Genomic DNA, 25,506 nt, shown 5'->3' with positions numbered 1-25,506 from the left:
GTAGCAAAGGTGACGATGCCTTTGCAACCGAATTTCATATCAATTACAAAGCTTTTAAATTAATTTTGTGCAAACTTATAAAAAGACAATCGATATCTTTACTACGAGGTACTAACTTATCTTTTCCAGTTAAGAGATGTTGTGTGATTAGTGGTGGAATAGGAAAACAAGCTTTTATTTTAGTATCTTTAGCTTGAGGGCAATAAATTTCAAAATCATCTCGATTACTTACTTGTTGTTTCAATTGATCAATTATGGTGGTGTTTTGGTTATAGTTACATAAATCAATAATTATTATTACACCACCTACAGGTATTTCATTAAGCAAAAAATTGAGATTTGTTTGAACTGTAGATATATTATAAATTTCATTTAGACAATTTTGAAAAATAAACATTTGGCTTTTTTGAATTGTTGTTTTGATTGAGTGAAGAGAATTAGATTCGCATAAATCTAGGTAATTACTATTTAGCTTTAAATCTCCGGACCAGTATTCCGGTATCACAAATTTTTCGGTAATATTTCTGCTTAAAGTCCATTCCTCAGAAGCAATATCATATACATTAACAGTTAATTTTTTAATGTTTTGATACTTATCTGATAAGTATTTACTTAAACCTACGATTTCTGGACATGGCCCTGCACCAAATAAGCATACTTCTAGCGTTTCATTTGTTAGATTTTTTAATAAATTTTGAGCGTGTATCATTTCTAATATTTGAAAATTCATGTACGCATAATGGGGATAATAACGCATCAAATAAACTGCTTGAATTGACGGCTCCGAATAATTTACTTTAACCTGATTCGATCTATAAGAATTCCACAATGCTTCTGCGGGTTTTTGTAATGATTGTAAATAGTTTTCAAAGGTTCCCTGGTTGTTTTTGTGATAAAAGTCTGTCGATTTTTCTAATCCATCTAAAATGCAATTGTACAATATTGTCTTTCTTGTCTTTTTGAGTGGTTTTGCTACTTCAGTTTTAACAGGAATTTTAGGTTTAATTTTTATGTCTTGAGTTTTCTGATTAGCAATTACATTGTGCAGACTTTCTCGCTGTATATTGAGAGATTTAACCTCTTCTTTAAGCCGCTCGAGTTCGATCAGAATTGAGTTGTATTCTGCTTCAGTCGTGGTTTTTAATTTAGTTTTGCTATCAATTGCCTGTACAAGTTTTATTCTTTTATTTTTCAGGCTTAAAATCTGATTTTCAATGCTTTTTAAATTTTCGGCATGGCTGCGGATATTTTCAAGTTCTCGGTCAGATTTTTTGCTTAAAACGAAGGCACTACTAAGGGTGCTAATTGTCGCTATACCACCTATGGCAGCACTTTTAGGAATATTTTTTTCTACTGCTATACCCAAACAAAAAGCAATACTAAAGCTTAACGTTCCTAATAAAAGTAGATTTTTCATAACTCAATTGACCCTGATTTGATAGCAGCGCTGAAATTTTATTGTCTTTGTTTTAAACTGGTTTGATAACTCTAAAAGTTAGATTGATTCTCGGTTCCACAAATTTAGAAGTTTTAGGGATTTGATGTTGCCAGCAGTGCTGGGTTTCACCTTTCATCAATAGTAAACTACCCTTGGGCAAATCCAGATTAATTTTGTAGTTTTCTGATGTTTTATGTTTTAAGGAAAATCGGCGACTTCCCCCAAAGCTAATTGAGGCTATAATAGGATTTTCACCTAATTCTGGCTCGTCATCGCTATGCCAGGAAACGCTATCTTTACCGTGACGGTATAGATTGAGAAGCACGCTATTAAAAGTAACTTCTGATATCTCTTCAGCCTTTGATTTAATTAATTTGAGTGTGGGAGTCCAAGGATCGGGATGCTGTTCGATGCCCGAATATGTATAGGATTTGCCTTCATCTCCATACCAACCTGTAAGTCTGGGTAAAGGTATCTTTTTTCCATAAAAATGAATAATGTCCTGTTTCCAGTTAATACTAGAATATAAATCTGAAAAAAGACGATCGCTTTCTTCGATGCTAAAAAAATTGGGATAGAAGATCACTTCTCCATCAGTATCAATAACTACTGTTTTTTGCAGATTGTTGTCTAAAAATGGATCGCTGCTATCTAGCTGATTATCCCCAAGTCTTATCTGATGATACATAATAATTGCCTCAAATCGAATCAATGAGTGTGGAATGATGATTTGGCATGATTGCTGTGATTTTTACATCGATCTCAACTGCCCGCAAACCCAAGAAACCGAGTTTTTGGCTGATTCTGTCAGCTATGACGAAGTATTGTCGCAAAAAAACTGGTTTCTGACGGCCTGCAAACCCAAGAAACCGGGTTTTTGGCTGATTCTGTCAGCTATAACGAAGTATTGTCGCAAAAAACCCGGTTTCTGACTACCCGCAAGCCCAAGTCAGACTAATAGAAAAAAGAAGGGCTTCATTCCTCTAATTAAAGCCGCACAACATACTCAGAAGACTTAGCAGGTACTTGACCTTTTTTGGCCATAGCTTGGTAAATCATGGCTGCTACTTCAGCGCGAGTTGCGGTTCTATTAGGCTGCAAAAGTGCGCGCTTCGGGTGGTTGACAACAATGCCAGCTTCCGTGGCTGCTGCTACTTTGTTAACTGCCCATTTCGGCACTTTTTTCCTGTCTGTATAAACCTGTAAAGTTTTGCTTGCTCTTGTTGATGGTTTCAGGCTCAAACCGCTCGCTAAAGCTGCGATGACTTCGACACGCGGAATCTGTTTTTCGGGACGGAACTCATTGTTTGGGTATCCTTTAAGATATCCAGTTGTGACGGTATGGTCGATCGCAGGAGCGACAGGACTCTTGTCTTTTACGTCTTTAAAATCAATCGATTTTCGGATCGGCTTTTTGTCGTCGGACATTCGCTGAATCAAGCGCGCTAGTTCGGCTCGCGTCATCGGTTCGTCGGGGCGAAATTTGCTGTCGGTGAAATCAGTAAAAATTTTCCGATCGACTAAAGCGACAATGAACGGACGCGCCCAATATTTGTCTGGAACATCTGAGAATATAACGGGCCCAACTTTGGGTTTATCGGCTTTCGGTTTATCGGCTTTCGGTTTGGTAATTGCTGGATTGGGAGTCGATCGCGCAATTGGCTTGGGAGGAACAACGATTACACCCACGGGAGGATTTTCCGGTAAAATCGGCCCTAAAGGTGCAACAGGTGCGACATCCGGTTTTAACGGAACGGGGGTTGCAGCAGGCGATCGCAAATCCGAAGTTGGCGATTCTGGCGTTAATATTCCCGGAGTCGCGGGCGTAACAGCAGGCTGAGAGAAAACGGCTGGAAATTGCCAATTTCTGGCATTCAATCGATCGGGATTTTTACCTGTTACCCAAAATAAAATTGCTCCCATCGTGCCGAAGGCAACCAAGATAGCAATCAATTCATCCAATCCTAGAGGATTTCTTTCCCCTGACGGGGGTTGTGAAGAAGACATATTGTCACCTACAGACCAATGTAGAAATTAAATCACATATTTTTTGGGTCTGGGGGAAACAGAGAAGGCTAAATCAATTATTCCAAAGTTTTCACTCTCCCTACCTGGGGCGGCGTGGCATCAGGAGAATATATAAAATCAACTTTTACCGATGTCATTTGCTGATTTTTGCCATCTTCAACTCAGCGCCTTCTACTCCCGAAAGAGCGATTCCGACTCGGTTGACGAGAATTCCTGCCACTACCAAAACTTGGCTGCCGCTTGTTTTGATTTTGACGTGGCTGGGGCGATCGCCTCAAAGTGCTGCCACCGTAACCCGAACCGGTCGATCGATTGCCATTGGGACGTACTGAGGGTCTTACTGGCTGGTTGTATGTGGGCGATCGCAGGCGGCCGGTTGTCCTTAAAACTTGACGGTTTCTCACCTCTGGAGGCGGAGTTCGGTAGCGAGTTTGATATTGGTTAACAGCTTGGCCGTAAGTATTGCCATAGCCGCCATATCCTGTCATAATTCCCGGCTGATAGACTGGCGGCATATAATATTGCGGTCTAAATAACAAACTGCCGATCGCCTGACCGGCAACAGCTCCAGCAAACGGCGCCCAGAAGCCAGATTGCTGCCGTACTACTACGGTTTGTGGCTGACCGGTTTGAGGATTAGGAACAGTTTCGGTAACGTTGTGAACGTACTCAATTTTAAAATCTTCTGTCAAATGCAAAACCGCTTGATTGTTATCCAAGTTTAGATAACTTTTCTTGCCTGCAGATATTTCTTCATCTGTTAAGCGAGCCATTTGCAAATCCCTAGTCCGGTAAACTGGGGGACTGCCGGCGGGAGTATTCAGCAACATCAAACTGTATTCACCATCCGCATCGTCGTAGGTAGCTTGCTGTACAGAATATTGACCTTGAGTCAAGTTATTATTTGGTGCAGGACGCACTGTGTTAATATTTGGATTTCCCGGAGGATTTGTCGAAGTTTGTCTGCTAGGAGAACCGCAGGCGGTTGCCGTCCATAAAAAAGTTAAAGCCATTAAATAAATTGTCAGTCTTCGCAGCATCATAAATAGTAATTGGTAATTGGGCATCGGGCATCGCGCATGGGGCAGCGCGCATTGGTAGCAAATAACTAATAACTAATAACTAATAACTAATAAGTCCTTCCTTAAAGGGGAATAAGTTCTGGGAAATTGACCAACACTTGGTCGTTGGTAAGTTCGTCTCCCAACTGTGCGGGAGAAAAGTGAACTTGCACAGCTCGGAGCCTTTCTTGGTAATGTAAATTAATCAGGGCTTTTAAACCGACTTTCAGCGCGCTGATGTCAGCAAGGTCTGTTTCTAGGGCAGGGACTTCGCCTTCATAAGCAACTGTCAGCATCACCACCACATTTCTAGTTACCGGCAAAGACAAGGGGGATTTTTTATCGTAAACAGATGTACTGTATTGAGGCTCGCTGAGATAGCGATCGGCTGAATCCGTGAACAGTTCATCCACATAATCGCCCGCTTCGCCTTCATTCCAAAAAATATCGCCTTCATTGGCGGCCGATTGCCAGTAGTTGTCGTACTGCAACAGGTGATTGCAAATTTCTACAATACCTTCCCCTAAAACTGCTATGTCGCCATCGGCATCAATTGCTTGTCTGGCGGTGCGGTTGAGAACTCCTAACAGCGGTGCAACTTCTTCGCCTGTTAGGTGAACGAACACCCGGCAAACTGCCAGTCGAGTTTTACCTGTAAATTGATTGAATCGATCGCGCCAAGCATTCATAATAACCTCTAGTTGTAATCTGTAGGGCTATATTTCCAACGATAGCAGGCGATTTGCACTCTTGCCGTCTAACCTCAGATTGATATCGAGGGCATTTTGAGCGATCGCCTCGGCAGCGTACTGTCTCGCTTTGACTCATCTAATTTTATAACAGTTTTCAATCGGATCAAATACAGTTCAAATACAGTAGGGAAACCGCACAGCATTGTCCTGACGGAGAGCGGCGACTTTTAATAATTGCTATGAGATTGATGATTGTAGCCAGAGTTTTTTTTATTTAGCTTAATTCAGCGTTCCTTTGCTTTGCCGAAATATGAGATTGTGTGCTATCGATTCATCTGTCTATTGTTGGCAGTGCTTCGCGATCGCCATGACAAGAAATTGTAGGGTAGATAATTTCGACTCAAAAAACCTCCAATCTTGCAAGATTGGAGGTGCGCTAAGCGAATACTTTGGTTTGAGATAACTATTTGACGATCGCGCTTTGGACTTGTTCGATAGCAATTTCAGAACTCAACTCAGCAACTGGCGAAACTGGCAAATCCAGCTCGCCGCCTGGAGCTTCTGGGTGTTCGCGAACGACTGCAACCGCATCTGCTGACTCAGCTACAGCACCCGCCGCCGTCAAATCGAGCAAGGCAGGAACTTCCATGTGTCCAGAAACACCTGCATCTGCCATCGGAGGCGACTCTTCAAAAACTTCAAAATTATCGGTCATCGCAGCGCAAGCAGCAGAGGCGCGCTTCCCGGCACGGTAGCTCATGTAGGCCGCTCCGCCACCCAAAACTCCAGCCAAACCTAGGAAACCGAGAGCTGCTGTTTTGTAGGATTTCCACGGATTCATGCGCTCCGAGCCGCCGGAACCTAGGATCGTTGTCGCAGAACCAGATTTAGCTGCCCCTGATTTGCTGTAGGAACAGGGGAAAGCGGATGCGGCGTCACCTATGGCGATGCTGCTTGCGATCGCGACGACGGAAGCAATGCCAGCTAACACTTGAAACTTCTTCATGGTGCTGTGCAGATTGTAAAGGATAATTAAAAAATTAATGGTAACAGCTCTTTACAAATGTATCAACTCTGCGCGCCGCCCATATCGAGGATCGATCGCAAAAGTCAGCTATAGCCTCACACAATTCAAATTTAAATTTGCCAGCTTAAACATCTGAAATGCTTATTCTGTAAGCATTTGGACTAAGAGAGCGGTAGAAGTTCAAGTTTTGTGAACCAATACTTTGATCGCGCCCAAATTACAAAATCTGAGGTGAGACAGTAGAAATTTTAATTACAGAGTGGCAAACAGTTGGTGACAAACTACTTTTAAGGCTACTTTTGTAAAGGCTTAGTTATTGGAATAACTCTTATTTTTATGACAGACAACGCGACTCAAGGCATTGAGCGAGCTCCTCGCCGATTGTTGGTGACGGGCGGGGCTGGATTTATCGGCTCGAATTTTGTGCATCACTGGTGCAGCAGCTATCCGGGCGATCGAGTAGTCGTACTCGACGCTTTAACCTACGCCGGAAACCGACAAACCCTGGCAACTTTGGAAGGAGGCGAAAATTTTCGGTTTGTGCAGGGGGATATTTGCGATCGTACCTTAGTCGATACCTTGCTCCAAGAAGAAAACATCACCACAGTCGCGCACTTTGCCGCAGAATCCCACGTTGACAGGTCAATTATCGGGCCTGCCGCCTTTGTTCAAACCAACGTTGTCGGAACCTTCACACTTTTAGAAGCCTTCCGCAAGCATTTTGAAGCAATTGATGAGCCATCTCTCAAAGCACAAATGCGCTTCCTCCACGTTTCTACCGACGAAGTTTACGGCAGTCTCGGCCCCGATGACCCAGCCTTCACAGAAACAACTGCCTACTCGCCCAACAGTCCCTACTCAGCCTCCAAAGCTGGCAGCGACCACCTCGCCCGCGCCTATTTCCACACCTACGGCGTCCCGACAATTATCACCAACTGTTCCAACAATTACGGCCCCTATCACTTCCCAGAAAAGCTCATTCCATTAATGTGCATCAATATGTTATTGGGCAAACCGCTGCCAGTATACGGCGACGGTCAAAACGTGCGAGATTGGCTCTACGTTCTCGACCACTGCCGCGCTTTAGATGCCGTTATTCACCGTGGTCAGCCTGGGGAAACCTACAATGTTGGCGGCAACAACGAGGTCAAAAATCTCGATTTAGTAAAAATGCTGTGTCAGCTAATGGACGAATTAGCTTCTGATTTACCCGCCCGTCCTTGCGAACAATTGATCACATTTGTCAAAGACAGAGCCGGGCACGATCGGCGTTACGCTATTGATGCCAGCAAAATTAAAACTGATTTAGGTTGGACTCCCTCAGTAACAGTTGAAGAAGGTTTGCGGCAGACTGTAGAATGGTACTTAGCCCATCGGGAGTGGTGGGAACCCCTGCTTTCGGAGGAATATCAAACTTACTACCGGAAAGTCTACTCTAACTAATCTACTCCTGGACGCACGGGCTACCACGAACCAGAACCACTAAAAAACTGGTTTTTCAGCTCAAGAGTGCGTCCAGAAAGGTTTCTGTCTTGCCTTCAAGCTTTACATTTTAACTCTTGGCGCAGAAACCGGGGTTGCAGGAGGAAAATCATTCGTTAAGTGCGATCGATCCGAATTGAAAAACCTGTTGTCTTTGGTCTTTGCACCTAACTTCAGATTTAATTAGGCAAAGGTGATATCACACATATTTGCTCTTGTCAATCTTTGTGAAGATTTAGTGAAAAATCATCCCAAACGCATAAATTCAAGTGTTTGTAGCTGATAATTTTAATAGGGTTACAAGAGTAAGCATTTTAGAAGCTTTTAGGAAAAACAAAAAGCAGCAATGACCGAAATAAACTCGCTCAAGCACATCCAAGAACCTAAATACTGGCTGTTAGGCATCGCCTCCGGTTTGATTGCCATACACCTAACTCTGACTTCCAGAACAAACGACACTGACCTGTTCGGTACAATGTTACTTTTTTGGGGAGTCGTAGCATTTTTAATTTGGGAAAGGCACGAATCCTTAACTTTTGAAAGCGGAGTTTTCGCCAGCTTCTTGGGGTCATCCTTAATTGCTTTAATATTGCTCAAAAGTTCGTCGATATCTGGATACGACTTTTTCATCCGAGCAACGCCTTTTTTGTCAGGAATCAGTCTTGCATTGCTGGCTTCCGGCACAAAAGGACTGAAACAATATTGGCAGGAACTTCTAATTCTTGGCTATACAGCTATTCCTCCCGGATTAATCGGAGTCTTCGTTGATGTCGCCCTATTAACAGCAAAATTTTCAGCTTTCCTCCTGCACTATGTAGGATTTGAAGTGGTGCGGAAAGGGGTTTTTCTAATCCTGGAAAAAGGAAGCGTGGAAGTGTATCACGGCTGTTCCGGCGTAAATGCGATGCTACAATTGTTAGGACTAGCTCTGGTTTTCTTACTGATGTTTCCTACCACTACGGGTCAGAAAATTGTATTGCCATTCGTGGCAATAATTACTGCATTTCTAGTTAATGCCGCGCGAGTTGGTCTCCTGGCGGTGCTGGTATCGCTATCTCAACCCGAAGCATTTAAATACTGGCACGAAGGAAATGGTTCGGTAATATTTTCGATGATTTCTGTATTTATTTTCGGGTTATTCTGCTGGTTTGCAATTTTGAAAGACCAACCCCCAAATAAGGAAGGACAGAATTGCTAATGGCTATTACCTCTTGGAAACCACTTAGGCTTTCCCTGTTGGCTGTTACTTTGGGAGGCGTTTTGTTGGTTGCCGGAAAATTGGTTTTCTATCCATCGGCTAACAATAATCTGGCAACCCCGTTTGAGTTTCCCGAGTCGGTGCCTCTAGCCGATTGGAAACTAAACAAGAGCGCGCTTCTGGAAATTAAGGAAAATTCAGAATTCAAAGCTGCCAGGAAATATGAATATCAAAAAAATAGCATGGCTCTAGAAATAGAGATGCGGTATGCGGTAAACACCATTGGGGATGTGGAAGGTATGATGAAAGGACATACTGTTCTCAAGTCGTCTCCTGGTAAACTAGCATTGGCAAACACTCAAGGTGCGGGGTTTCACGGAATTTTGCAACAGAAAAATCGACTGTATTTGAGTTCGTGTATCAATCCTCGTGGCAGTGCTACAGTAACTTCCCAACAGTTTAGATATAATCGAAATACTCACGATTGGCAGCCAAACCGTATTCTGTTTTGGTTGTTGGGTAGGGGAAATATTCAAGACCGGCGCTGTTTGTGGACTCAGATGTCTGTGCCTTTGGATAAAACAACTCCAGAAGATGCCAAAAAAATTCTAGAGAATGCTTGGGTTTCTTGGTATGAGTGGTGGCAGCCGCGATTCCCCGAGCCTTGAGTCGAGTCAGTCGATTTTAGCTTTTAGCTTTTAGCTTTTATATTTACTCCACAGGTGAATCTGGAAGCTGGAACAAGAGTCTAAAATTTTTGACTCTCCACGACTGTTGTCGGGGGCTTGTCTCCGTTCTGGGGCGGGGTCAAGAGAGATTTTTCTTAACAACAACTCTGATTATTTTATGAATGACTTACAAGGCGAACAAGGTTTTTCTATCTACAGACTGCGTTGGATTGGCTACGGTCTATTAATTTTGTCTGTATTAGATACGATTGCAGTTCTTATACCCGCAAATTTTGGCAATCGCCTCTGGGAATTGCAGACGATTGGGGCTGTAGTGGAACGAGTGCCAGTTCCTCTACTGGCAATGGCGCTGATATTTTTTGGCGAAGGGTACGACCGCAGAGGTTTGGAAGACGTTTTTTTGAAGGTTTTGTCTTGGGTTTGTCTGCTGCTAGGTCTGGTTTTTCTGTTGATGCTGCCTTTGGGAATTTTTGGCACTATCTACGTCAACAACCAAAACAACCAGCAAATTACTACTCAAGCAAACCAACAATTAGCTCAGTTGCAGCAGGTGGAAGACAGGTTAAAAAAGGGTAGTCCTGAAGATTTAAGGAATTTGGCGGGGGAACTTACTCGTTTGGGGGTACAAGCGGATACGCAAAACCCACAGCAATTGAAAGAACAAATTCTTTCGAGAATTACTCCGGCTAAGGAACGGTTACAGACACAAAGTGCTGCGGTTCAGTCAAATCAGCGCGTGGGGTTATTTAAAAATGCTGTTAAGTGGCTGCTGGGCGCGCTGATTTCTAGTGTTTTGTTTTTTACGCTGTGGCGCGGTACTGACTGGGCTCGGTAGTAGTTTTGAGTTTTGAGTTGAGAGTTTTGAGCTAGTAAGGTGCGCCTAGCGCACCCGGAGAGCGTTGTTGAGGACTAAGATGCGCCTGGTGCACGCAGCAGGCTCAGGAGTGGTGCAGAAGACCCTCAAACTGTCGAAATTTCATTGGGGGACTCGCTCTTCTTCTTTTCAAAAGATATCGGTAATAAATCTTGTTTATTGCCGATAGCCAACACCTAGAAGGAGGCAAATCGGTCGCTCGCACCTTGAGAGGGCTGCCATTGTGCAATCCCCAATCTAAAATCCACAATCTACAATCCCCAATCTAAAATCCATAATCTAAAACCCACAATCTAAAATCCACAATCTAAAACCTAAAATCTAAAATCTAAAATCTAAAATCGATTGATGGTATTTTCTAGTTTGTCGGCAATCCCTTCAACCCAGTTTTCATCTTGTTTTGTATAGCTGCGGGGCGCGTTAGCACCTAAGATTAAAACGCCTTGGCTGCCGATGGGCTGACAGATGACTCCTTGAGTATTTTCTGGCAAATAGTCAAATTCTATTCGCCCAGGGTAAATATTGAGATTTACTAAATAAACTGGTTTATTTTTGTCGAGCACTCGCTGCAATATCGGCCCTGGTTTGACTTCGGGATTGATGCCTAAAATACCGCGCCGCAATAGAACTTTTCCCTGATACACAATTACGATCGACCTTGTGGCGGTATTTGTCAACAGCAAACGCGACGCCCAGGCTAATTCTATTTTCACAGCCTCCGGCAAATCCGGCGCAAATTCAAAACCTTCTTCGCCGATAAGTTTTACGGAATCGGGCGATCGCGCTTGCACCTGCTGCCACAGCAAACCTGTTAAAATCAGCAAAGCGCTGATAATTACTCCCAAAGCGTCCGATCGAGCTTGAGAATCTGTAATTTGCTCTGTCAGCAAGCGGTTGACCATTAGCAGCGTACCTGCTAACCCTCCTGCAACTAAGGGCAATTGCCGCAAAACTTTATTGGGATCAGATTTAGTCATTAGTCATTAGTCATTAGTCATTAGTCATTAGTCATTGGTAATTGGTAATTGGTAGTTGGTAATTTAACTAATGCCAACTGCCAACTGCCAACCGTCAACCGTCAACTGTCAACTGACTTTATCCTACTTCTCCTATTTCGACAATTCGCTGGAACAGATAGCCTGTACCGCGGGCGGTGAGAATTAATTCGGGATTGCTGGGGTCGTCTTCCAACTTTGCCCTAAGCCGCGAGATGTGAACGTCCACTACGCGGGTGTCTACGTGGCGTTCTGGCGTGTATCCCCAGACTTCCTGCAAAATTTCCGATCGCGAAAAAGGCTCTCCAGAACGGCTGACAAGCAGTTCTAACAGGCTGAATTCCATGCCCGTGAGCCGAATTCGTTCGTCGCCTTTGTAAACTTGGCGCTTGTTGGTGTCAATCCTAATATTGGTGACGTGGATGACTCCGGAACTAGGAATGCCCGATGCGCCGTTTTTGTCAACCCTCCGCAGTACCGAACGGATGCGGGCTTCGAGTTCTTTGGGAGAGAAAGGTTTGACGACGTAATCGTCGGCGCCCAATTCTAAACCGGTGATGCGATCGGCTACGTCTCCCAAAGCAGTTAGCATGATGATGGGTACGTCTGACTCTTTACGCAACTCCTGACAGACGCCATAACCGTCTAGCTTCGGCATCATCACGTCCAAAACCACTAAGTCTGGTTCGGTGTTGCGAAATGTTTCGAGAGCTTCTTCGCCGTCAGCAGCGGTGACGACATCGTAGCCAATCATGGAAAGGCGAGTCTCCAGAATGCGGCGGATACTGGCTTCGTCATCGACTACCAGAATTTTTTCTTTATGGTTTTCCAAGTTACCGAGCACTCCTTAAGTTACATTTCAGATAATGTTATTTTTTTGTACCCTATCATAGAAGACACAAATTGAATCATGGGCGGTGATCGGTCTGAAAGCTTGATAATTGCTTTAACTCAGACTTTTCTAAATTTTAAGGGTGACTATTTATCATAAAACAATGCCTAAGCCTCGAATACAATATATTTGTCGGGAATGTGGCTATGATTCACCACAATATTTTGGCAGATGTCCTAGCTGTCAGAAGTGGGATTCTTTTGACGAGCAGTTAGAGCAACCTACTGCTGGTGTGCCGCGGGCTGGTTTAACTGGGGTGACAACTAAGACAGTGGGCGGTTCGCCCCCTGATAAGTCGAAGGGTCAACCAAGGGTATCTTTCAGATTATCGCAGATTTCCGACCAAACTCAGTCTCGCTGGCCTTCTGGTTACGGGGAACTTGATCGAGTTTTGGGAGGCGGGATTGTTCCGGGCTCGCTGGTGTTGATTGGGGGCGAACCGGGAATCGGGAAATCGACGCTGCTGTTGCAGGTGGCAAATATGTTGGCCCGCAAGGATCGGATACTGTATGTTAGTGCGGAGGAGTCCGGCCAGCAGGTGAAGTTGCGATCGCAGCGTTTGGGCGTGGCTAATCCGGTTGAATTGTCAAGCAACGGCGGGCATAAATCCGGCAGTAACGGGGAAGCTAAAAAGGATTCGGAGGACAATTCAGCGGAGAATTTCTATTTGCTTCCAGAGACGGATTTAGAGGTTGTTTTGCGGGAGTTGGAAGCGCTGAAACCGAATGTGGCGGTGATTGACAGTATCCAAACTATTTATTTTGCTAGTTTAACATCGGCTCCGGGTTCGGTGGCTCAGGTGCGGGAATGTACGTCTGCTTTGATGCAGGTTGCGAAAAGGGAAAATATTACTTTATTTATTGTCGGTCACGTTACGAAAGATGGAGCTTTGGCCGGGCCGAGGGTTTTGGAACATTTGGTAGATACTGTACTGTATTTTGAGGGCGATCGCTTTGCTTCTCATCGACTTTTGCGATCGATGAAAAACCGTTTTGGCGCTACTCACGAAATCGGTGTTTTTGAAATGGTAGCCCACGGTTTACGAGAAGTAGATAATCCGTCGGAGTTGTTTTTAGGGAATAGAGATGAGTTTTCTCCCGGTACTTCGACGACTGTTACTTGCGAAGGAACTCGACCAATTTTAGTGGAAATTCAGGCGTTAGTCAGCCCTGCAAGTTTCGGTTCCCCGCGCCGTACTACTACTGGTGTGGATAATGCTAGATTGCAGCAAATTTTAGCTGTTTTGGAGAAAAGGGTGGGTATTCCTTTATCTAAATTAGATGTGATTTTGGCGACGGTGGGCGGGTTGAAGGTGGATGAACCGGCGGCGGATTTGGCAGTTGCGATCGCCGTTGTGGCCAGTTTTCGCGATCGGGTGGTTGATGCGCGTACTGTTTTGCTTGGGGAAGTGGGTTTGGGGGGACAGGTGCGGCCGGTTTCCCAATTAGAGTTGCGGCTGAGGGAAGCAGCGAAATTGGGTTTCAAAAGGGCGATTATTCCTAAGAATCAACCGGTGCCGGAGTTGGGGATGGAGATTATTCCAGTAGCGAAAGTAATCGATGCCATTATTGCGGCGATTCCTGCTACACCGGCTCAGTTGCAGTCGGTTGATATGGAATTGCAATCGGTTGATTTGGAGGAAGAGGATTTGTTTAATTGAGTTAGAATTGTGATGTTATGAATTGATAGTAAGGAGGCACGAATTATGTATCAAGTAGACATTATTGAGACCAAAGAAAAGCTTCTGGAATTAATCCAAGCGGGGATGAGAGACGAAGAAGTGGCGATTACTCAAGATAACCAGTCTGTTGTAAAATTGGTAGTAATTCCCAAACAAGCTAAACCCAATCGGCAAGCAGGAAGTGCCAAAGGAATGGTTTGGATGTCTGATGATTTTGACGAACCGCTAGAAGAGTTTAAGGAGTATATGGAATGAGGTTGTTGTTGGACACTCATGCCTTTATTTTGATGCTTATGCGCGGCTGTGGTGAATTAAGTTAGTGCAAAAATAAAGAGGCAAAAAGGAGGTAATAGCAACGTGAGCGTTAAATTACATCCCCATGCTCAAGCACGGTTGATTGAGCGAGGTGCAACTGAGGCAGAAGTAATTGCTACTGTTGAAAGTGGCACAACTTTTCCGGCTCAATTTGGCAGAACCGGAGTTAGGCGCAACTTTTCCTTCAATGCTGAGTGGCAGGGAAAAGTTTATGCTATGAAGAAAGTGGAGGCGATCGCAGCGTCAGAAGGCGAAGACTGGATGATTATCACTGTAATTGTCAAATTCTTTTGAGCAGGAGGTTCCCGTGAAATTGACTTACGATCCGAGATACAACGTAGCTTATATATACCTGCAAGAAAAAACCGCACAGGTAAACACTATCCAGGTTAGCGATCAAATGAATGTGGATATTGCCCCAGACGGTACTATTTATGGAATTGAATTACTCAATGCCAATCAACAATTAGGGGCGGATAGTCAAGGAAAACTGATTGTTGTCAACGAAGCTTTAGGAGAATATTCCGAAATTCAGCTTGCACTTTAATGGCATTTAAAACAATCAGTAAAAATGTGGTTGCTGGATGAATGCTAGGAGTAATATCAAATGATTCAAACTAACTGGCAATGCGTACACACCCTTCACGGGCATTCAAGCTCGGTAACTTCTGTTGTCATCACTCCAGACGGACAGACTGTAGTTAGCGGAAGTTCTGATAGCACAATTAAGCTGTGGAACCTCAACACAGGGCAAGAACTTCACACTTTATCAGGACATTCACAAGGGGTTACATCCATTGCCCTCGCCCCTGATGGACAAACTCTTGCTAGCGGCAGTAAGGACAAAACTATCAAGCTTTGGAATCTCAGCACTAAAGAGGAAATTTACACCACCACCGGACATTCAGACATAATTACTTCTGTAGTTATCAGCCCCGACGGGAAGACTCTGGCAAGTGCCAGTGAAGACACAACTATCAAACTTTGGAATCTTAGAAATGGAGAAGAAATTCGGACTTTAAAGTGGCCAGTAGAAGTATATTATGGTTTTGATATTTTATTCAGTCCTGACGGACAGATTCTACTCAGTAGCAGTGGAGATGATTATGTTTCTCTAAGTGCAGTAGCTTTTAATTTAACCACTGGAGATGAAATCTGGACCAAGAATTGGCAGGAGGGTATGGGTACTGTTTATGCCATTGATGTCAGCCCCGATGGAAAAACTTTTGCGACTTTGCACTGTTCAGGAAATATCAAGCTGTGGAATCTGTACACAGGAACAGAAATCTATACTCTTCCGAAAAATTCAATGGGGGACTACTACTTAGTTTTTAGCCCGGATGGCAAAATTATCGCAACTGGTGGATGGGGGGATTCTGACAGCGAAGATGATGATAGCGAACCCGGAACGATCGAACTTTGGAATCTAGAGGCTAGAGAGAAAATTTGCACTCTTTTAGGACACACATGGGGAGTTTACTCTGTGGCTTTTAGCCCGGATGGGCAGACTCTGGTTAGTGGAAGTGATGACAAAACTATCAAGATTTGGCAACGGGATTTAGAAGCACGGGAAATTTTGTATAATTTTTAATTTGCCTTTTAACTGAAAAATGAACCAGAGAAAAAAACAGCGCAAAAATCAGTGGTCAAATGAACTAAGCGACATAATTAGAGGTGCATCGGGCGGTTTTTTGTTCGGAATTCCCCTGCTTTATACGATGGAAGTTTGGTGGATCGGTTCGCATACTAAACCAGCGGAAATGTCGATCGCGATCGCAACTACTTTTATCGTCGTTTTCTTGCTGACTCGCACTGAAGGTTTTCGCAAAACTAAGGACATCCGCTGGCTAGATGCTGCAATCGATACCGTAGAAGCGATCGCCATTGGGATTGTCTGCGCGGCTTTAATCCTGTTTTTGCTCAGGGAAATTACGCCGGAGACTCCACTGCAAGAAACTCTGGGGAAAATCATTTTTGAAGGCCTGCCCTTTGCTTTGGGAGTTGCCCTGGCGAACGGTTTTTTGAGTGGCGATCGCTATCAAAGCTCAGACAGCGACAGCGAACCTAATATTAACCCAACTTTAGCAGATATCGGCGCTACTTTAATCGGCGCGATGATCATTGCTTTCAATATCGCCCCAACTGACGAAATTCCCATGCTAGCGGCAGGTATTTCGCCGCCTTGGCAATTAGCAATTATCGCTGCTTCGCTGCTAATTTCCTACGGTATTGTATTTGTAGCCGGCTTTACTTATCAAGCAAAACGGCAGCAGCAGCAAGGGATGTTTCAGCGTCCCCTCAGCGAAACTGTCATGGCCTATTTAGTGTCGCTGGCGGCTTCTGCATTTATGATGTTTTTCTTCCACAAACTCAGTTTTGACGACCCGTGGTCGATTTGGTTGAACTATACGTTAGTATTAGGACTGCCGGCGGCTGTTGGTGGCGCGGCGGGGAGGTTGGCGGTATGAGTGAAAGTAATAACGAACAGCATGAAAAAAGAACTCCTGCTGAATGGGTGACATTTGCGATCGCCTGCTCGATCCTCTTTTCCATCACCGGACTCGTACTATACAACTGGGTGACTAAAAAAGAGGAACCTCCGATTATTTCTGTCACTCGCAACACGTCTATTCGCGAAAATCAAGGCCAATTTTACGTGCCGTTTGCAGTGACAAATACGGGCGGCGAAACGGCAGAGTCTGTGCAAATTATTGCCGAATTGCGCGTCAACGGTGAAGTTGTAGAATCCGGCGATCAACAAATTGATTTTTTGTCAAGTGGGGAAACTCAAGAAGGGGCTTTTATTTTCAGCCGTAACCCCAGTCAAGGTGAGTTGATTGTGCGATCGAGCAGCTACAAACTGCCTTAACACACATAAAACTCGGCGGTTAAAACTTTTACACCTCTGTGAAATCTTCCTCTTCCTTCGCGCCCTTAGCGTCTTCGCGGTTCGTTCAATCTAAAAACCCCCTGACGCGTTGGCATTTATTGCTATATTCCGCGCAGGCGGGATTTCAATGGCTTTGGAATTGCGATCGAGCTAACGCTTCACCAGATTGTGTTCCCACTTCCAAACACAGCTCGAAATCAAATTCGTGCAAATATGAGCCGTAATTGGCACTAACAAATTCCCAGTAGCTAAAACGCTGTAACCCAACAGCAATCCGACAGCCGTTGCCCAAACAGCATAAGGCCACTGATCCATGCCTCCTAAGTGCAGAATGCCGAAACAAAAACTCGATAAAACTAAACTGGTAACATTCAATCCCAAAGCAGACAGCATCACGCCTCGAAATAGCAATTCTTCGCTAAGTCCCGGCAGCAGTCCCAGCCAAATTAAATCCGGCCAAAACAAAGGTTTGAGCACTACTTCTAAGTAAACATCCGCACTCCGGCGATAACCCGGCCAGAGTTGATAAACGATCGCACTGCCGCCTGTAATTGCCAGTCCGATCGCAAATCCTTTGAGCAAGTCCATTCCTATCAATTTGACTGGCAAAAGCGATACCGATCCAAATAGCAACCACAATTTAGCTACCGCCAGCAACATAATTGCTGTCACGCCCATTGCTACTAAAACTTGGGTGCGCGTCAAGGGTTCAATTTCAGGATTTCCGGGAAGTTTTTCTGCCACTTAATCACTTTTAGATTTGAGGTTTGAGATTTTAGAGTTGTTTAGTTGAGTCAGACAAACAACGCAGGGAGGAAATTTCTGCGCCCAAGGAAGCTGGACTGAGGCCGGCTCGCAAAGCGACCAAAACTCCGATCGCCTCTAAATATGAGTTTACCTGCAAAGCTTTGATTCCGAGTTTTTCTGGAGTCGCCTGCATCTGGGTTTTGTTGTCGCCCACAGCGATGATTTGTACGGACGATCGCCCACTCAAACTCAGAATAGCACTGCCACCGCAGGCTGTGGCGGGTATCACCACCGCATCGACTCGATCGGCTGTAATTGATAATTGATGGTGCTGCTGGCTTTCTGGCGCTACGAATTGGGGAGCTTTGCTGAGGCCGGCAAGCACGCAAGGTAGGAAAGTATAGCCGATTTCCTCAGCAGCCGATCGCGGGGACAGGTGCGGATCGAGGGGAAGCGCAGACAGCGCGGGCGCGTGGGCGCAGGGGATTTTAAACGTCCTGACGATGAGGTGGCTGATCACAGCTTCCGCGCCAGCGAGGGGGTCAACTCCTTTGCCGCGGCGGTAGTTTTCGAGGGCGAGGCTGCCTTCATCGTCGGGAAATCTGGCCACAACTGCGATCGCCTCTACTCTTGCTTGTTTGATTAATTTTTCTGCAGCGCGCAATAAACTGTCGGGATTGCCGATGGTTCCCCAGGATGCCCCGGATTCGGAAATACGCAATTCTACTTGCAGGGGGCGATCGGTTAAAACACAATCGGTTATATTCAAGCCCAATGTAGCTCTCGCTGCATCAGCCGCTTGCAAGTGTCGCAACTGCAAGTCTGGTTCAATGCCAGCATCGAGGATTAAGCCGATGCGATTTTGATGTACTGGTTGCAGTCCCCAGCATCCGGCAGCAAATTTGTCAAGGGCGTAACCTTCAACGTAGAGAGCGTTAGGTATCGGCCAATAAAGTTGAGCGCCGTTGAGGACGTTGGGGTGAGTGATCAGGGTGTCTGAAATTTGGGCGATCGCCCTAGCCACCGGCAGCGCATCTCCTGCAAACCCACCAATCGAGGCTCCAACGCCTGTGGGGACTATCAAAACCACTGTCAAAGGGCGGGGGTTCACGATGTTGCGGGGGATGCTTCCACGAGCACGTAGCCTTCTACCACAGCCTTTTGCCGATCGACATCCACGTCTGTAACGGCCCAGCGCAGGGGTTCGCCGTGCTTTTGCAGTTCAATTTCAATAGCCGAGTGCAGTTGCTCGGCGGTATCGTGGAGGTCAACTTCTGCGGAAATGAAATGGGTGGTCATAGGGCGATCCATAGTGGTTTTACCGCTAACGGTACTTAGGTCAATTTTAGCTTAGTGCTAGGATTTACCGAATTGGCGATCGTACACAATGTCTTCTTTTTCTGTTTCTATCTTCAAGTTCGATCGGGGATAAGCAACACACAGCAACACATAACCTTCTGCCTGAAGTTCGGGACTAACGCCCATACCATCAGCTTGATCGACCTTCCCTTCAATAATTTTACCAGCACAGGTAGTACAAACCCCCGCATTGCAAGAACTCGGCAACTCAATGCCGGCGTCGTTAGCGGCGCGGAGAATTTGTTTATCTTCGGGTACTTCTACGGTATAGGTAGTGCCTTGGTGGATCAATTCAACAGTGTAAGTCTTAGACATATTTCAATTATTGGTTTTAATTCCCCAATTGGAATTTACGCTAGATTTGGAAACAAAGCAATCAGTATTTTACCGCTGTTTGTGCTTTTGTGCAATTTTACAACTACATTTTTTATTGATAATTTTTTTTATTAAATGGCTGGGCGAGCGAGCGGCATTTTGTCAATGACTTTTTCACAAATTATTACAAGCTTCACGGGGGAACTGTGCCACAAAGCACTTATACCTAATTAATCTTTGCCTTCAAGCCAACAACTCATCAACCGCAACACTAAAACCCGGCAGCACTAGCTGAGTGCTGACTGTAGAACCTAAGTTAAAAGTTAACTTTTGAGTTTGAGTCATTATCAATATCCAGCGACTTTCTGCAAAAACACTCCAAGCTTCCAGAGAACCAGAATCTAAATACTCTTGTGCTTTCAGAAATATTTCTTCCGCAATATCCGTAGGAGAAACTATTTCTGCAATTAACGGCGGACTTTGAGGCAAAGTAGGAACATCGCCATATTGAGCAACAAGTTCAGGAGTCAGATAGCTACATCAGGACGGCGCACTCGTTTGTCTGTACGACAAGGAACTTCTGTATACACTTCGCCGCCTTGTCCGCTAGAATCTTTGTAATTTCCCCAAAAACGATCTAGTCTAGATTGGATTCGACTGTGTTTTACTGTCATGCCATTTTTCTCCACAATTTGCCCCTCCACCCATTCCATATCGTCGGGGGGATTAGCCATGAAGTCTTCTAGAGAAACATTTTCTGATAAAACGGCAGCCATTACCATAGCCATTTACTCTCTTTTGCAGAATTCATTCATATTGTAGCAATCAATTGGTAATGGGTAATTGGGAATTGGTAATTGGGAATTGGGAATTGGAACTAACAAATAACCTATGCCCCATGCCCAATTTACTCAATATTAATTTGATTGGGAGGTTTAGGTTGATTCGGTTTGTCATCCTTTAAAGTTTTACGCCCAGAACTAGCATAATCCTTATAAAAATCCACAAACATCTTTGTCAACTGCTGCAAAGAAAGTTGTTCCCCATTAATTTGAGCTTTCATATAAGCTTTAAGCACTTCAATGTAAGCCAAACCGAGGGCAAGCGTGAGAGTTGCTGCCGTTGCACCGGAGATAGCACCGCCGACAACCGTACCAGCACCAGGAATCATTTTAATCAAATTAGTAACAATACTTCTGCCAACAGCAGTAACCCCGCCAGCGCCGCTAATAGCAGACAGCATCGCCGAAATAAACCCCTTATCAAAGGGCATTCCAAAAATCACAGTAATATTAGCAATCATTGCCGTTTGCATCGTCATCAAAATCGGCGCATCAGCAAACGGTACAGGAGTCGCACCGACAATGGCCGAACCTGCTACATAAGCACTTAGATACTTAAATGCCATGTCAGATTTGAGCGCAATATTGGCAATTTGTTCTTTAATAAAAGCTTTTTTAGCTACTTCCGGCAGCAGTTGAACAGTTGCATCTACCAACTTGTCTAAACCGTGAGATTTTACTGTATAATCCTCATCGATTTCTTCCGGCTCAGCCATCACAGGGATGATTTGACTGACTGGTAAATTCATGTGTTCCAGTTGCTTAAAAAACTCGCTCGGCTTTTTAGATGTCGTCTGAGTCAGCACTAAAAGAACTGGTACATCTTTGACTTCCATTTCTTTTAGCCAGTTTTCCTCGACAGATTCTATTCTATTGGCGCTGTGATTGATGCAGTACCAGATGACGTGAATGTGTTCTTTGGGGTGCAGAAGTCTTTGGTCTTCAATTAGTTTTGCAACGTTTAATTGAATAATTTTAATTTGTTCGGCATTGAGTTCGAGTCCGGGAGTATCGTAGACTGTAATTGGGCAATTCGGTTTGGTATATTGGCGAATGCCTTGAGTGATGGGGCGGCCGACTCCGGTTTCTGCTAAGCGTTGGCGAAAAACGGAATTTATCAGGGTACTTTTGCCGACGCCGGTTTTGCCGATGACTAAAACATTGCACTGTCCCACTTGGTCTTCTGCGTCTTTGAAGGCGTAATAACTTCTATTTAAAAGCTCGTCTAAGGAAAAGTCGTCTGACATGGCGGTTTGCTCCGATAAGGGTGGGATATTAATTCAATACCACCGAATAGAATTCCGATGCTCTACAAACGAAGTCCGCGAAGGCGGACTGGGGGAGTATTAAGAATATTGTAGCAATTTGATTTCAGAACTGGTGCAACGGGTAGAGCAGAGTTTTGTGTCGCGTGCTGCTACATGAAAGGTTGTAGAATTTAGTTTAAGCTAGCAATCGATCGACATCGATGCTAAAACCGATCAGGATTTGTTGGGTGCTGGCGGTATCGCCGGATCTAAATGTCAATATTTGATTTTGAGTCATCACGAATATTAAACGACTTTCGGGAAAAACTAACCAGACTTCCTGACAGCTAGATTCTAAATATTCTTGTGCTTTGAGAAAGACCTCTTCAGCGATATCGGTGGGTGAAACTATTTCGGCAATTAAAGGGAAACTTTGGGGTAAAGTAGCAAGATTGCCAAATTGTGCAACTAATTCTGGTGTGAGATAAGCGACATCGGGACGGCGAATTTGTCGGTTAGTGCGGCAAGGAACCTCGACATAAGCCTCTCCACCTTGTCCGCTAGAATCTTTGTAATTTTTCCAAGCATCCCCCAGGCTTAACTGAATTTTACCCGTCTTTAGTGTCATGCCATTTTTCTCCACAAGTTTGCCGTCTACCAATTCCATGTTGTCGGGCGGCTCGGTGATGAACTCTTCTAAAGTAAAATTATCTTGTACAGCAGTAGCAGTGACCATAGTCATTTCCTCGTTTTTACAAATCGGTTTCAGAACTTGCCTGTATGATGTTCGATCAAACCTTCACCAATGGCGCAAACTCCTCTAACTTCACTTGTAAGTCATCCACCAGCATTAAACGATACCTGCCGGTAGTTTTCAACTTGTGGAGAACATAACTAGCAAACTCATCTCGCCACTTTTTTCTATCAAGTTCATTCGAGATGTTCAGCGCTCTGATTGATAGGTTGTAAGGGTATTCTTCAAAGTTGAGCTCTTTATCATTTTCAAAATCATGCTTTCCTACTGTAAGAGTGATTGTTGAGTTGCGAAACTCATACCAGTTATCAGTACCGTCAGAAACCAGCTCTAATTTAAGAGCCAATATAAACTCTAATTCTTTGATAAAATGTTCGATTTCCTGTGGAAAGTCTACAAAAATATCTAGTGTGCGAGACATAAAAACCTCCTTTATTGAAACTCAGTAAAAGTGATGTCATAGATATCGCCAATAATTCGGACGCTATCAATTTTTCCGCGTGTAATATTTTTCGCCCTCTGCAAACCTCGTTCAGCCTCAGCCTCTATCAACCCAGACACCATAGCATCTATAATTATATCCCTAGCCTGTCCCCCTCGTCTAATCCAGTTGTTGATCTGATTTTTTACTGTCGCGCTTGTAGCACCGGCATCTAGACTTTTGAATTCAGTGCGTTTTCCATCTACCTCAGCATCTGGATTTCTACCTCCATCGGTTTTTTCCACCAAGGCTTTAACATTTTTTCCCTCTCTTTCTAGAAATTCAGCAATCGCTCTTTCGGTTGCACCAAAAGCTCTTTCTGATTCATCAATACTGCCACAATTAGCCGAATTTTGCTTAGGGGTTTGGTTAGTCCCGTTATTCACCATTTTTGGTTATTTAAAATTTTGGTGAATTATCGCACATTATGAGCCAAGTAACTTGAGAAAAAGAACCGGGTTTCTCACTTAGTCAATACAATGATTCCTCTCCCATCAGGTTCTACTATTACCCTAATACTAACACTATCTCTAGTTCCTTCAATATGCCATCTTACAGGCTTACCAGCAAAGAAGTTACTTAAACTTTTAGCAAATAGTTAAGATAAGTATAAACTCTGAAACAATAAATTCTCTTGGATTTCCTGACAATTAATGGCCCTTTTGCAAGAATCCTGCTATTACTATTATGGCGGGTAAAGACGAAGATTTTATCCCATAACTATTGTAAAATTAAGTTGGTATTGAGAACACAATGATGGCACATTAAAGGGATTGACGGAGTAATTCTAGCTCTTGCTTCATTAAAGTGGGATCGCCAATTTCTAATATTCTGTCAATAATTTCTAATTGCCTCTTTTTCTTATCTTTTTCTATCCATTTTTGATATTTCGGCTCGGCGAGCATTTTCTGATATTCCTGATATTCATTAACTTCTTCTTCAAAATCCTTTAGAATTTCATAAGGTAATTCCTCCATATCCTTAGCATCAGATATTATTTTATACTTTTCATTCGTAAGAATTTCATCAATATCATCAGAAGGCTTATAAGTTACATTTACTCTATATCTTACAAAACATCCTTCTGTCGTTTCTTGATCGGAACTATGAGGCATTATTTCACCAATTTGGAATATCTTGTTTTCTGTTGAAAATAAGAGGCATAAAGAACCTTCGCGAAAATCCTCTTTCGCTTCCTCTAGAGTTGTGGGTGACGAGTGAAAACAATTTATCTTCTCCCTACCATTAACGAGATTAGTTGCCTTGGCAATAAGATCACTATCAGTCAAGACACCTAGTTCAATGAATTTACCATCTGATCTGTTTGGTATGGGTTGTTGATCTTGATTTACAGACGTAGAGTTTTCTTGAGACGGTGGGAGAACTTCATTTTGATTTTCAGAAGACTCTCCATTATATTTATTAATTTTTTCTGCAAATTCCTTAATTTTTTGTTCCCATGAATTATATTGATTGTTCTGGTACTCGTCAATTATTTTTTCCCATAAATCATATTCCTTAGAATCAATATATATCTCAGACAAACGAGCAATTAATGTTTTTGTTAAGTTGAAGTTGTGGATACTAATACATAATTCTCCCTCACATTCAAGACCTGGCCGAGTTAGATTAGATGACCCTATGATCGAAACACCTATCTGAATGTCAGCTTTTATCTTCACATTCCGACTCCGACCTAAAAAACAATAGGCTTTGATATGAAAGTTCTTCTTAGGGCATATAAAGTGAACAGATTTATTATTAGGTTTTTTTGATTTTTCTGATTCGATAAAATCTAATATTTTTTTAATATTTTTAATCTCATTAAAGAAGTTTTTGCTGCCGATGGCAATCACAACTTTCGCATCTTCTGTTAAAAAATCGGCTGAAAGAATTTGTTTTACTTGTGTCACCCCAGCATCATCAAAAAAAGCAGAAAAAATATAAATTTCACTCCAATAAAATTGTTCGGAATCTAATAAAGTATTGATTTTATTTTTTAAGCTTTCTTTGTCGTCGTACAAAAACTGATAATTCATCGTAAATACCTCCAATTAATTGATATAAAACTTTTTAGGTAAGATGTAAACCACAATTTGATTATCTTCCCTAAAACTGCGCGATCGCACCTAATAAAGTTGACTAAAAACATAATCAGCCAACTCAATCACAGCCTACTTCGACTCCGACGGCGGGAACCCACCAAACGCATAACCGCAGACTGAGCGGACTTAGCCTGTAATTCCCGCGATCGCCTGGGATGTTTGAAAGGTTACTCATGGGCTTAACAAGGGATAGAGAGGGAAACGCATGGAGAAATTATAACTGTTGCAGTCGAGCTTGAACCAATTTTTGAGTATTTGTGGCAGAGATCGGATTTATGAGAGTTACGCACAGCAAAGAAACCGGGTTTTTCACTTAGTTACAGCGGTTCCCGCTGTTATGAGGTACAATCAATAATAATGAAATATCATTGTGTAATCAAACCTAATGAAAGCA

At 43.6% G+C, this 25,506-nt stretch carries 30 protein-coding genes and 1 pseudogene; 12 read left to right on the top strand and 19 right to left on the bottom strand.

Annotated features, from left to right (window positions below; genetic code table 11):
• Positions 1–43: 43 nt before the first annotated feature.
• The gene (locus QUA07_RS10555; protein ID WP_333324778.1) at positions 44–1,417 is read right to left on the bottom strand and encodes a hypothetical protein; all 1,374 of its coding nucleotides are present in this window, start codon (positions 1,415–1,417) and stop codon (positions 44–46) included.
• Between the two features lie 52 nt (positions 1,418–1,469).
• Positions 1,470–2,126 (bottom strand): alpha-ketoglutarate-dependent dioxygenase AlkB, encoded by a 657-nt coding sequence (locus QUA07_RS10550; RefSeq protein WP_333324775.1) that lies wholly within the window; start codon positions 2,124–2,126, stop codon positions 1,470–1,472.
• Positions 2,127–2,160: 34 nt separating this feature from the next.
• On the opposite strand from QUA07_RS10550, the gene QUA07_RS10545 reads away from it, so the two are divergent.
• Positions 2,161–2,370, top strand: coding sequence for a hypothetical protein (locus tag QUA07_RS10545; RefSeq protein ID WP_333324773.1), 210 nt, complete (start codon positions 2,161–2,163; stop codon positions 2,368–2,370).
• A 55-nt stretch (positions 2,371–2,425) separates the two neighbouring features.
• On the opposite strand, the gene QUA07_RS10540 is transcribed toward QUA07_RS10545, so the two are convergent.
• The 5 genes from QUA07_RS10540 to QUA07_RS10525 form a co-directional block, all read right to left on the bottom strand.
• Positions 2,426–3,445, bottom strand: coding sequence for an S-layer homology domain-containing protein (locus tag QUA07_RS10540; protein WP_333324771.1), 1,020 nt, complete (start codon positions 3,443–3,445; stop codon positions 2,426–2,428).
• 77 nt (positions 3,446–3,522) lie between these two features.
• Positions 3,523–3,603 (bottom strand): hypothetical protein, encoded by an 81-nt coding sequence (locus QUA07_RS30025; RefSeq protein WP_445242648.1) that lies wholly within the window; start codon positions 3,601–3,603, stop codon positions 3,523–3,525.
• Between the two features lie 24 nt (positions 3,604–3,627).
• Positions 3,628–4,509: a hypothetical protein gene (locus QUA07_RS10535; protein WP_333324769.1), complete on the bottom strand. Its 882-nt coding sequence runs from the start codon at positions 4,507–4,509 to the stop codon at positions 3,628–3,630.
• A gap of 101 nt (positions 4,510–4,610) precedes the next feature.
• Positions 4,611–5,216 (bottom strand): DUF1517 domain-containing protein, encoded by a 606-nt coding sequence (locus QUA07_RS10530; protein ID WP_333324767.1) that lies wholly within the window; start codon positions 5,214–5,216, stop codon positions 4,611–4,613.
• A 466-nt stretch (positions 5,217–5,682) separates the two neighbouring features.
• Positions 5,683–6,225 carry a hypothetical protein gene (locus QUA07_RS10525; RefSeq protein WP_333324765.1) on the bottom strand — a complete coding sequence of 181 codons (543 nt, stop codon included), beginning with the start codon at positions 6,223–6,225 and terminating at the stop codon, positions 5,683–5,685.
• Between the two features lie 357 nt (positions 6,226–6,582).
• On the opposite strand from QUA07_RS10525, the gene rfbB reads away from it, so the two are divergent.
• From rfbB to hpsJ-A, 4 genes are all read left to right on the top strand, one after another.
• Positions 6,583–7,689 carry a dTDP-glucose 4,6-dehydratase gene (rfbB, locus tag QUA07_RS10520; RefSeq protein ID WP_333324763.1) on the top strand — a complete coding sequence of 369 codons (1,107 nt, stop codon included), beginning with the start codon at positions 6,583–6,585 and terminating at the stop codon, positions 7,687–7,689.
• Between the two features lie 385 nt (positions 7,690–8,074).
• Complete coding sequence (gene crtA / locus QUA07_RS10515) at positions 8,075–8,926, top strand: cyanoexosortase A (RefSeq protein WP_333324761.1); 852 nt, start codon at positions 8,075–8,077, stop codon at positions 8,924–8,926.
• Positions 8,926–9,594, top strand: a complete 669-nt coding sequence (locus tag QUA07_RS10510) for a cyanoexosortase A system-associated protein (RefSeq protein ID WP_333324759.1) — start codon at positions 8,926–8,928, stop codon at positions 9,592–9,594. The genes crtA and QUA07_RS10510 overlap by 1 nt, the downstream gene beginning before the upstream one ends.
• A gap of 178 nt (positions 9,595–9,772) precedes the next feature.
• Complete coding sequence (gene hpsJ-A / locus QUA07_RS10505) at positions 9,773–10,450, top strand: HpsJ-like protein, cyanoexosortase A-associated (protein ID WP_333324757.1); 678 nt, start codon at positions 9,773–9,775, stop codon at positions 10,448–10,450.
• A 374-nt stretch (positions 10,451–10,824) separates the two neighbouring features.
• Here hpsJ-A and QUA07_RS10500 read toward each other — a convergent pair whose 3' ends face one another.
• Together QUA07_RS10500 and rpaB are read right to left on the bottom strand one after the other, a co-directional pair.
• A complete protein-coding gene (locus QUA07_RS10500; RefSeq protein WP_333324756.1) occupies positions 10,825–11,466 on the bottom strand; it encodes a cofactor assembly of complex C subunit B in 642 nt (213 codons plus the stop codon).
• A 118-nt stretch (positions 11,467–11,584) separates the two neighbouring features.
• Positions 11,585–12,316 carry a response regulator transcription factor RpaB gene (gene rpaB / locus QUA07_RS10495; RefSeq protein ID WP_071587789.1) on the bottom strand — a complete coding sequence of 244 codons (732 nt, stop codon included), beginning with the start codon at positions 12,314–12,316 and terminating at the stop codon, positions 11,585–11,587.
• 163 nt (positions 12,317–12,479) lie between these two features.
• Here rpaB and radA point away from each other — a divergent pair, with 163 nt between their 5' ends.
• The 7 genes from radA (at position 12,480) to QUA07_RS10460 (ending at position 17,241) form a co-directional block, all read left to right on the top strand.
• Positions 12,480–14,036 (top strand): DNA repair protein RadA, encoded by a 1,557-nt coding sequence (radA, locus tag QUA07_RS10490; RefSeq protein ID WP_333324754.1) that lies wholly within the window; start codon positions 12,480–12,482, stop codon positions 14,034–14,036.
• A gap of 45 nt (positions 14,037–14,081) precedes the next feature.
• Positions 14,082–14,312: a DUF2281 domain-containing protein gene (locus QUA07_RS10485; protein ID WP_333324752.1), complete on the top strand. Its 231-nt coding sequence runs from the start codon at positions 14,082–14,084 to the stop codon at positions 14,310–14,312.
• Positions 14,313–14,414: 102 nt separating this feature from the next.
• The gene (locus QUA07_RS10480) at positions 14,415–14,666 is read left to right on the top strand and encodes a hypothetical protein (RefSeq protein ID WP_333324750.1); all 252 of its coding nucleotides are present in this window, start codon (positions 14,415–14,417) and stop codon (positions 14,664–14,666) included.
• Positions 14,667–14,679: 13 nt separating this feature from the next.
• On the top strand, positions 14,680–14,919 hold the full coding sequence (locus QUA07_RS10475; RefSeq protein WP_333324748.1) for a DUF2283 domain-containing protein: 240 nt from the start codon (positions 14,680–14,682) through the stop codon (positions 14,917–14,919).
• A 60-nt stretch (positions 14,920–14,979) separates the two neighbouring features.
• Positions 14,980–15,963: a WD40 repeat domain-containing protein gene (locus QUA07_RS10470; RefSeq protein WP_333324746.1), complete on the top strand. Its 984-nt coding sequence runs from the start codon at positions 14,980–14,982 to the stop codon at positions 15,961–15,963.
• A 19-nt stretch (positions 15,964–15,982) separates the two neighbouring features.
• Positions 15,983–16,840 (top strand): TIGR02587 family membrane protein, encoded by an 858-nt coding sequence (locus QUA07_RS10465; RefSeq protein WP_333324744.1) that lies wholly within the window; start codon positions 15,983–15,985, stop codon positions 16,838–16,840.
• The gene (locus QUA07_RS10460) at positions 16,837–17,241 is read left to right on the top strand and encodes a TIGR02588 family protein (RefSeq protein ID WP_333324743.1); all 405 of its coding nucleotides are present in this window, start codon (positions 16,837–16,839) and stop codon (positions 17,239–17,241) included. The genes QUA07_RS10465 and QUA07_RS10460 overlap by 4 nt, the downstream gene beginning before the upstream one ends.
• Before the next feature lie 171 nt (positions 17,242–17,412).
• Here the strand turns inward: QUA07_RS10460 and QUA07_RS10455 are convergent, their stop codons facing one another.
• The 10 genes and pseudogenes from QUA07_RS10455 to QUA07_RS10410 all read right to left on the bottom strand — a co-directional run bounded on the left by QUA07_RS10455 (position 17,413) and on the right by QUA07_RS10410 (position 25,046).
• Positions 17,413–18,006: a CPBP family intramembrane glutamic endopeptidase gene (locus QUA07_RS10455; protein WP_333324741.1), complete on the bottom strand. Its 594-nt coding sequence runs from the start codon at positions 18,004–18,006 to the stop codon at positions 17,413–17,415.
• Positions 18,007–18,037: 31 nt separating this feature from the next.
• Complete coding sequence (locus QUA07_RS10450) at positions 18,038–19,120, bottom strand: DUF3326 domain-containing protein (RefSeq protein WP_333324739.1); 1,083 nt, start codon at positions 19,118–19,120, stop codon at positions 18,038–18,040.
• Positions 19,117–19,308, bottom strand: a complete 192-nt coding sequence (locus QUA07_RS10445) for a hypothetical protein (protein WP_333076025.1) — start codon at positions 19,306–19,308, stop codon at positions 19,117–19,119. The genes QUA07_RS10450 and QUA07_RS10445 overlap by 4 nt, the downstream gene beginning before the upstream one ends.
• A 57-nt stretch (positions 19,309–19,365) precedes the next feature.
• Positions 19,366–19,683 (bottom strand): 2Fe-2S iron-sulfur cluster-binding protein, encoded by a 318-nt coding sequence (locus tag QUA07_RS10440; RefSeq protein ID WP_333324737.1) that lies wholly within the window; start codon positions 19,681–19,683, stop codon positions 19,366–19,368.
• A 243-nt stretch (positions 19,684–19,926) separates the two neighbouring features.
• Positions 19,927–20,471 (bottom strand): annotated as a pseudogene (locus QUA07_RS10435) (Uma2 family endonuclease).
• Positions 20,472–20,590: 119 nt separating this feature from the next.
• Positions 20,591–21,772 (bottom strand): GTPase, encoded by a 1,182-nt coding sequence (locus QUA07_RS10430; protein ID WP_333324735.1) that lies wholly within the window; start codon positions 21,770–21,772, stop codon positions 20,591–20,593.
• 196 nt (positions 21,773–21,968) lie between these two features.
• Positions 21,969–22,508, bottom strand: a complete 540-nt coding sequence (locus QUA07_RS10425; protein WP_333324879.1) for a Uma2 family endonuclease — start codon at positions 22,506–22,508, stop codon at positions 21,969–21,971.
• Positions 22,509–22,563: 55 nt separating this feature from the next.
• Complete coding sequence (locus QUA07_RS10420) at positions 22,564–22,947, bottom strand: hypothetical protein (protein ID WP_333324734.1); 384 nt, start codon at positions 22,945–22,947, stop codon at positions 22,564–22,566.
• 11 nt (positions 22,948–22,958) lie between these two features.
• On the bottom strand, positions 22,959–23,396 hold the full coding sequence (locus QUA07_RS10415) for a CdiA C-terminal domain-containing protein (RefSeq protein ID WP_333324732.1): 438 nt from the start codon (positions 23,394–23,396) through the stop codon (positions 22,959–22,961).
• 375 nt (positions 23,397–23,771) lie between these two features.
• On the bottom strand, positions 23,772–25,046 hold the full coding sequence (locus QUA07_RS10410) for a phospholipase D family protein (protein ID WP_333324729.1): 1,275 nt from the start codon (positions 25,044–25,046) through the stop codon (positions 23,772–23,774).
• Positions 25,047–25,506: the final 460 nt, after the last annotated feature.

It is taken from the genome of Microcoleus sp. T3_A4, assembly GCF_036700465.1.
Classification (GTDB): domain Bacteria; phylum Cyanobacteriota; class Cyanobacteriia; order Cyanobacteriales; family Microcoleaceae; genus Microcoleus.
This window is presented reverse-complemented; position numbering and strand designations above follow the sequence as displayed.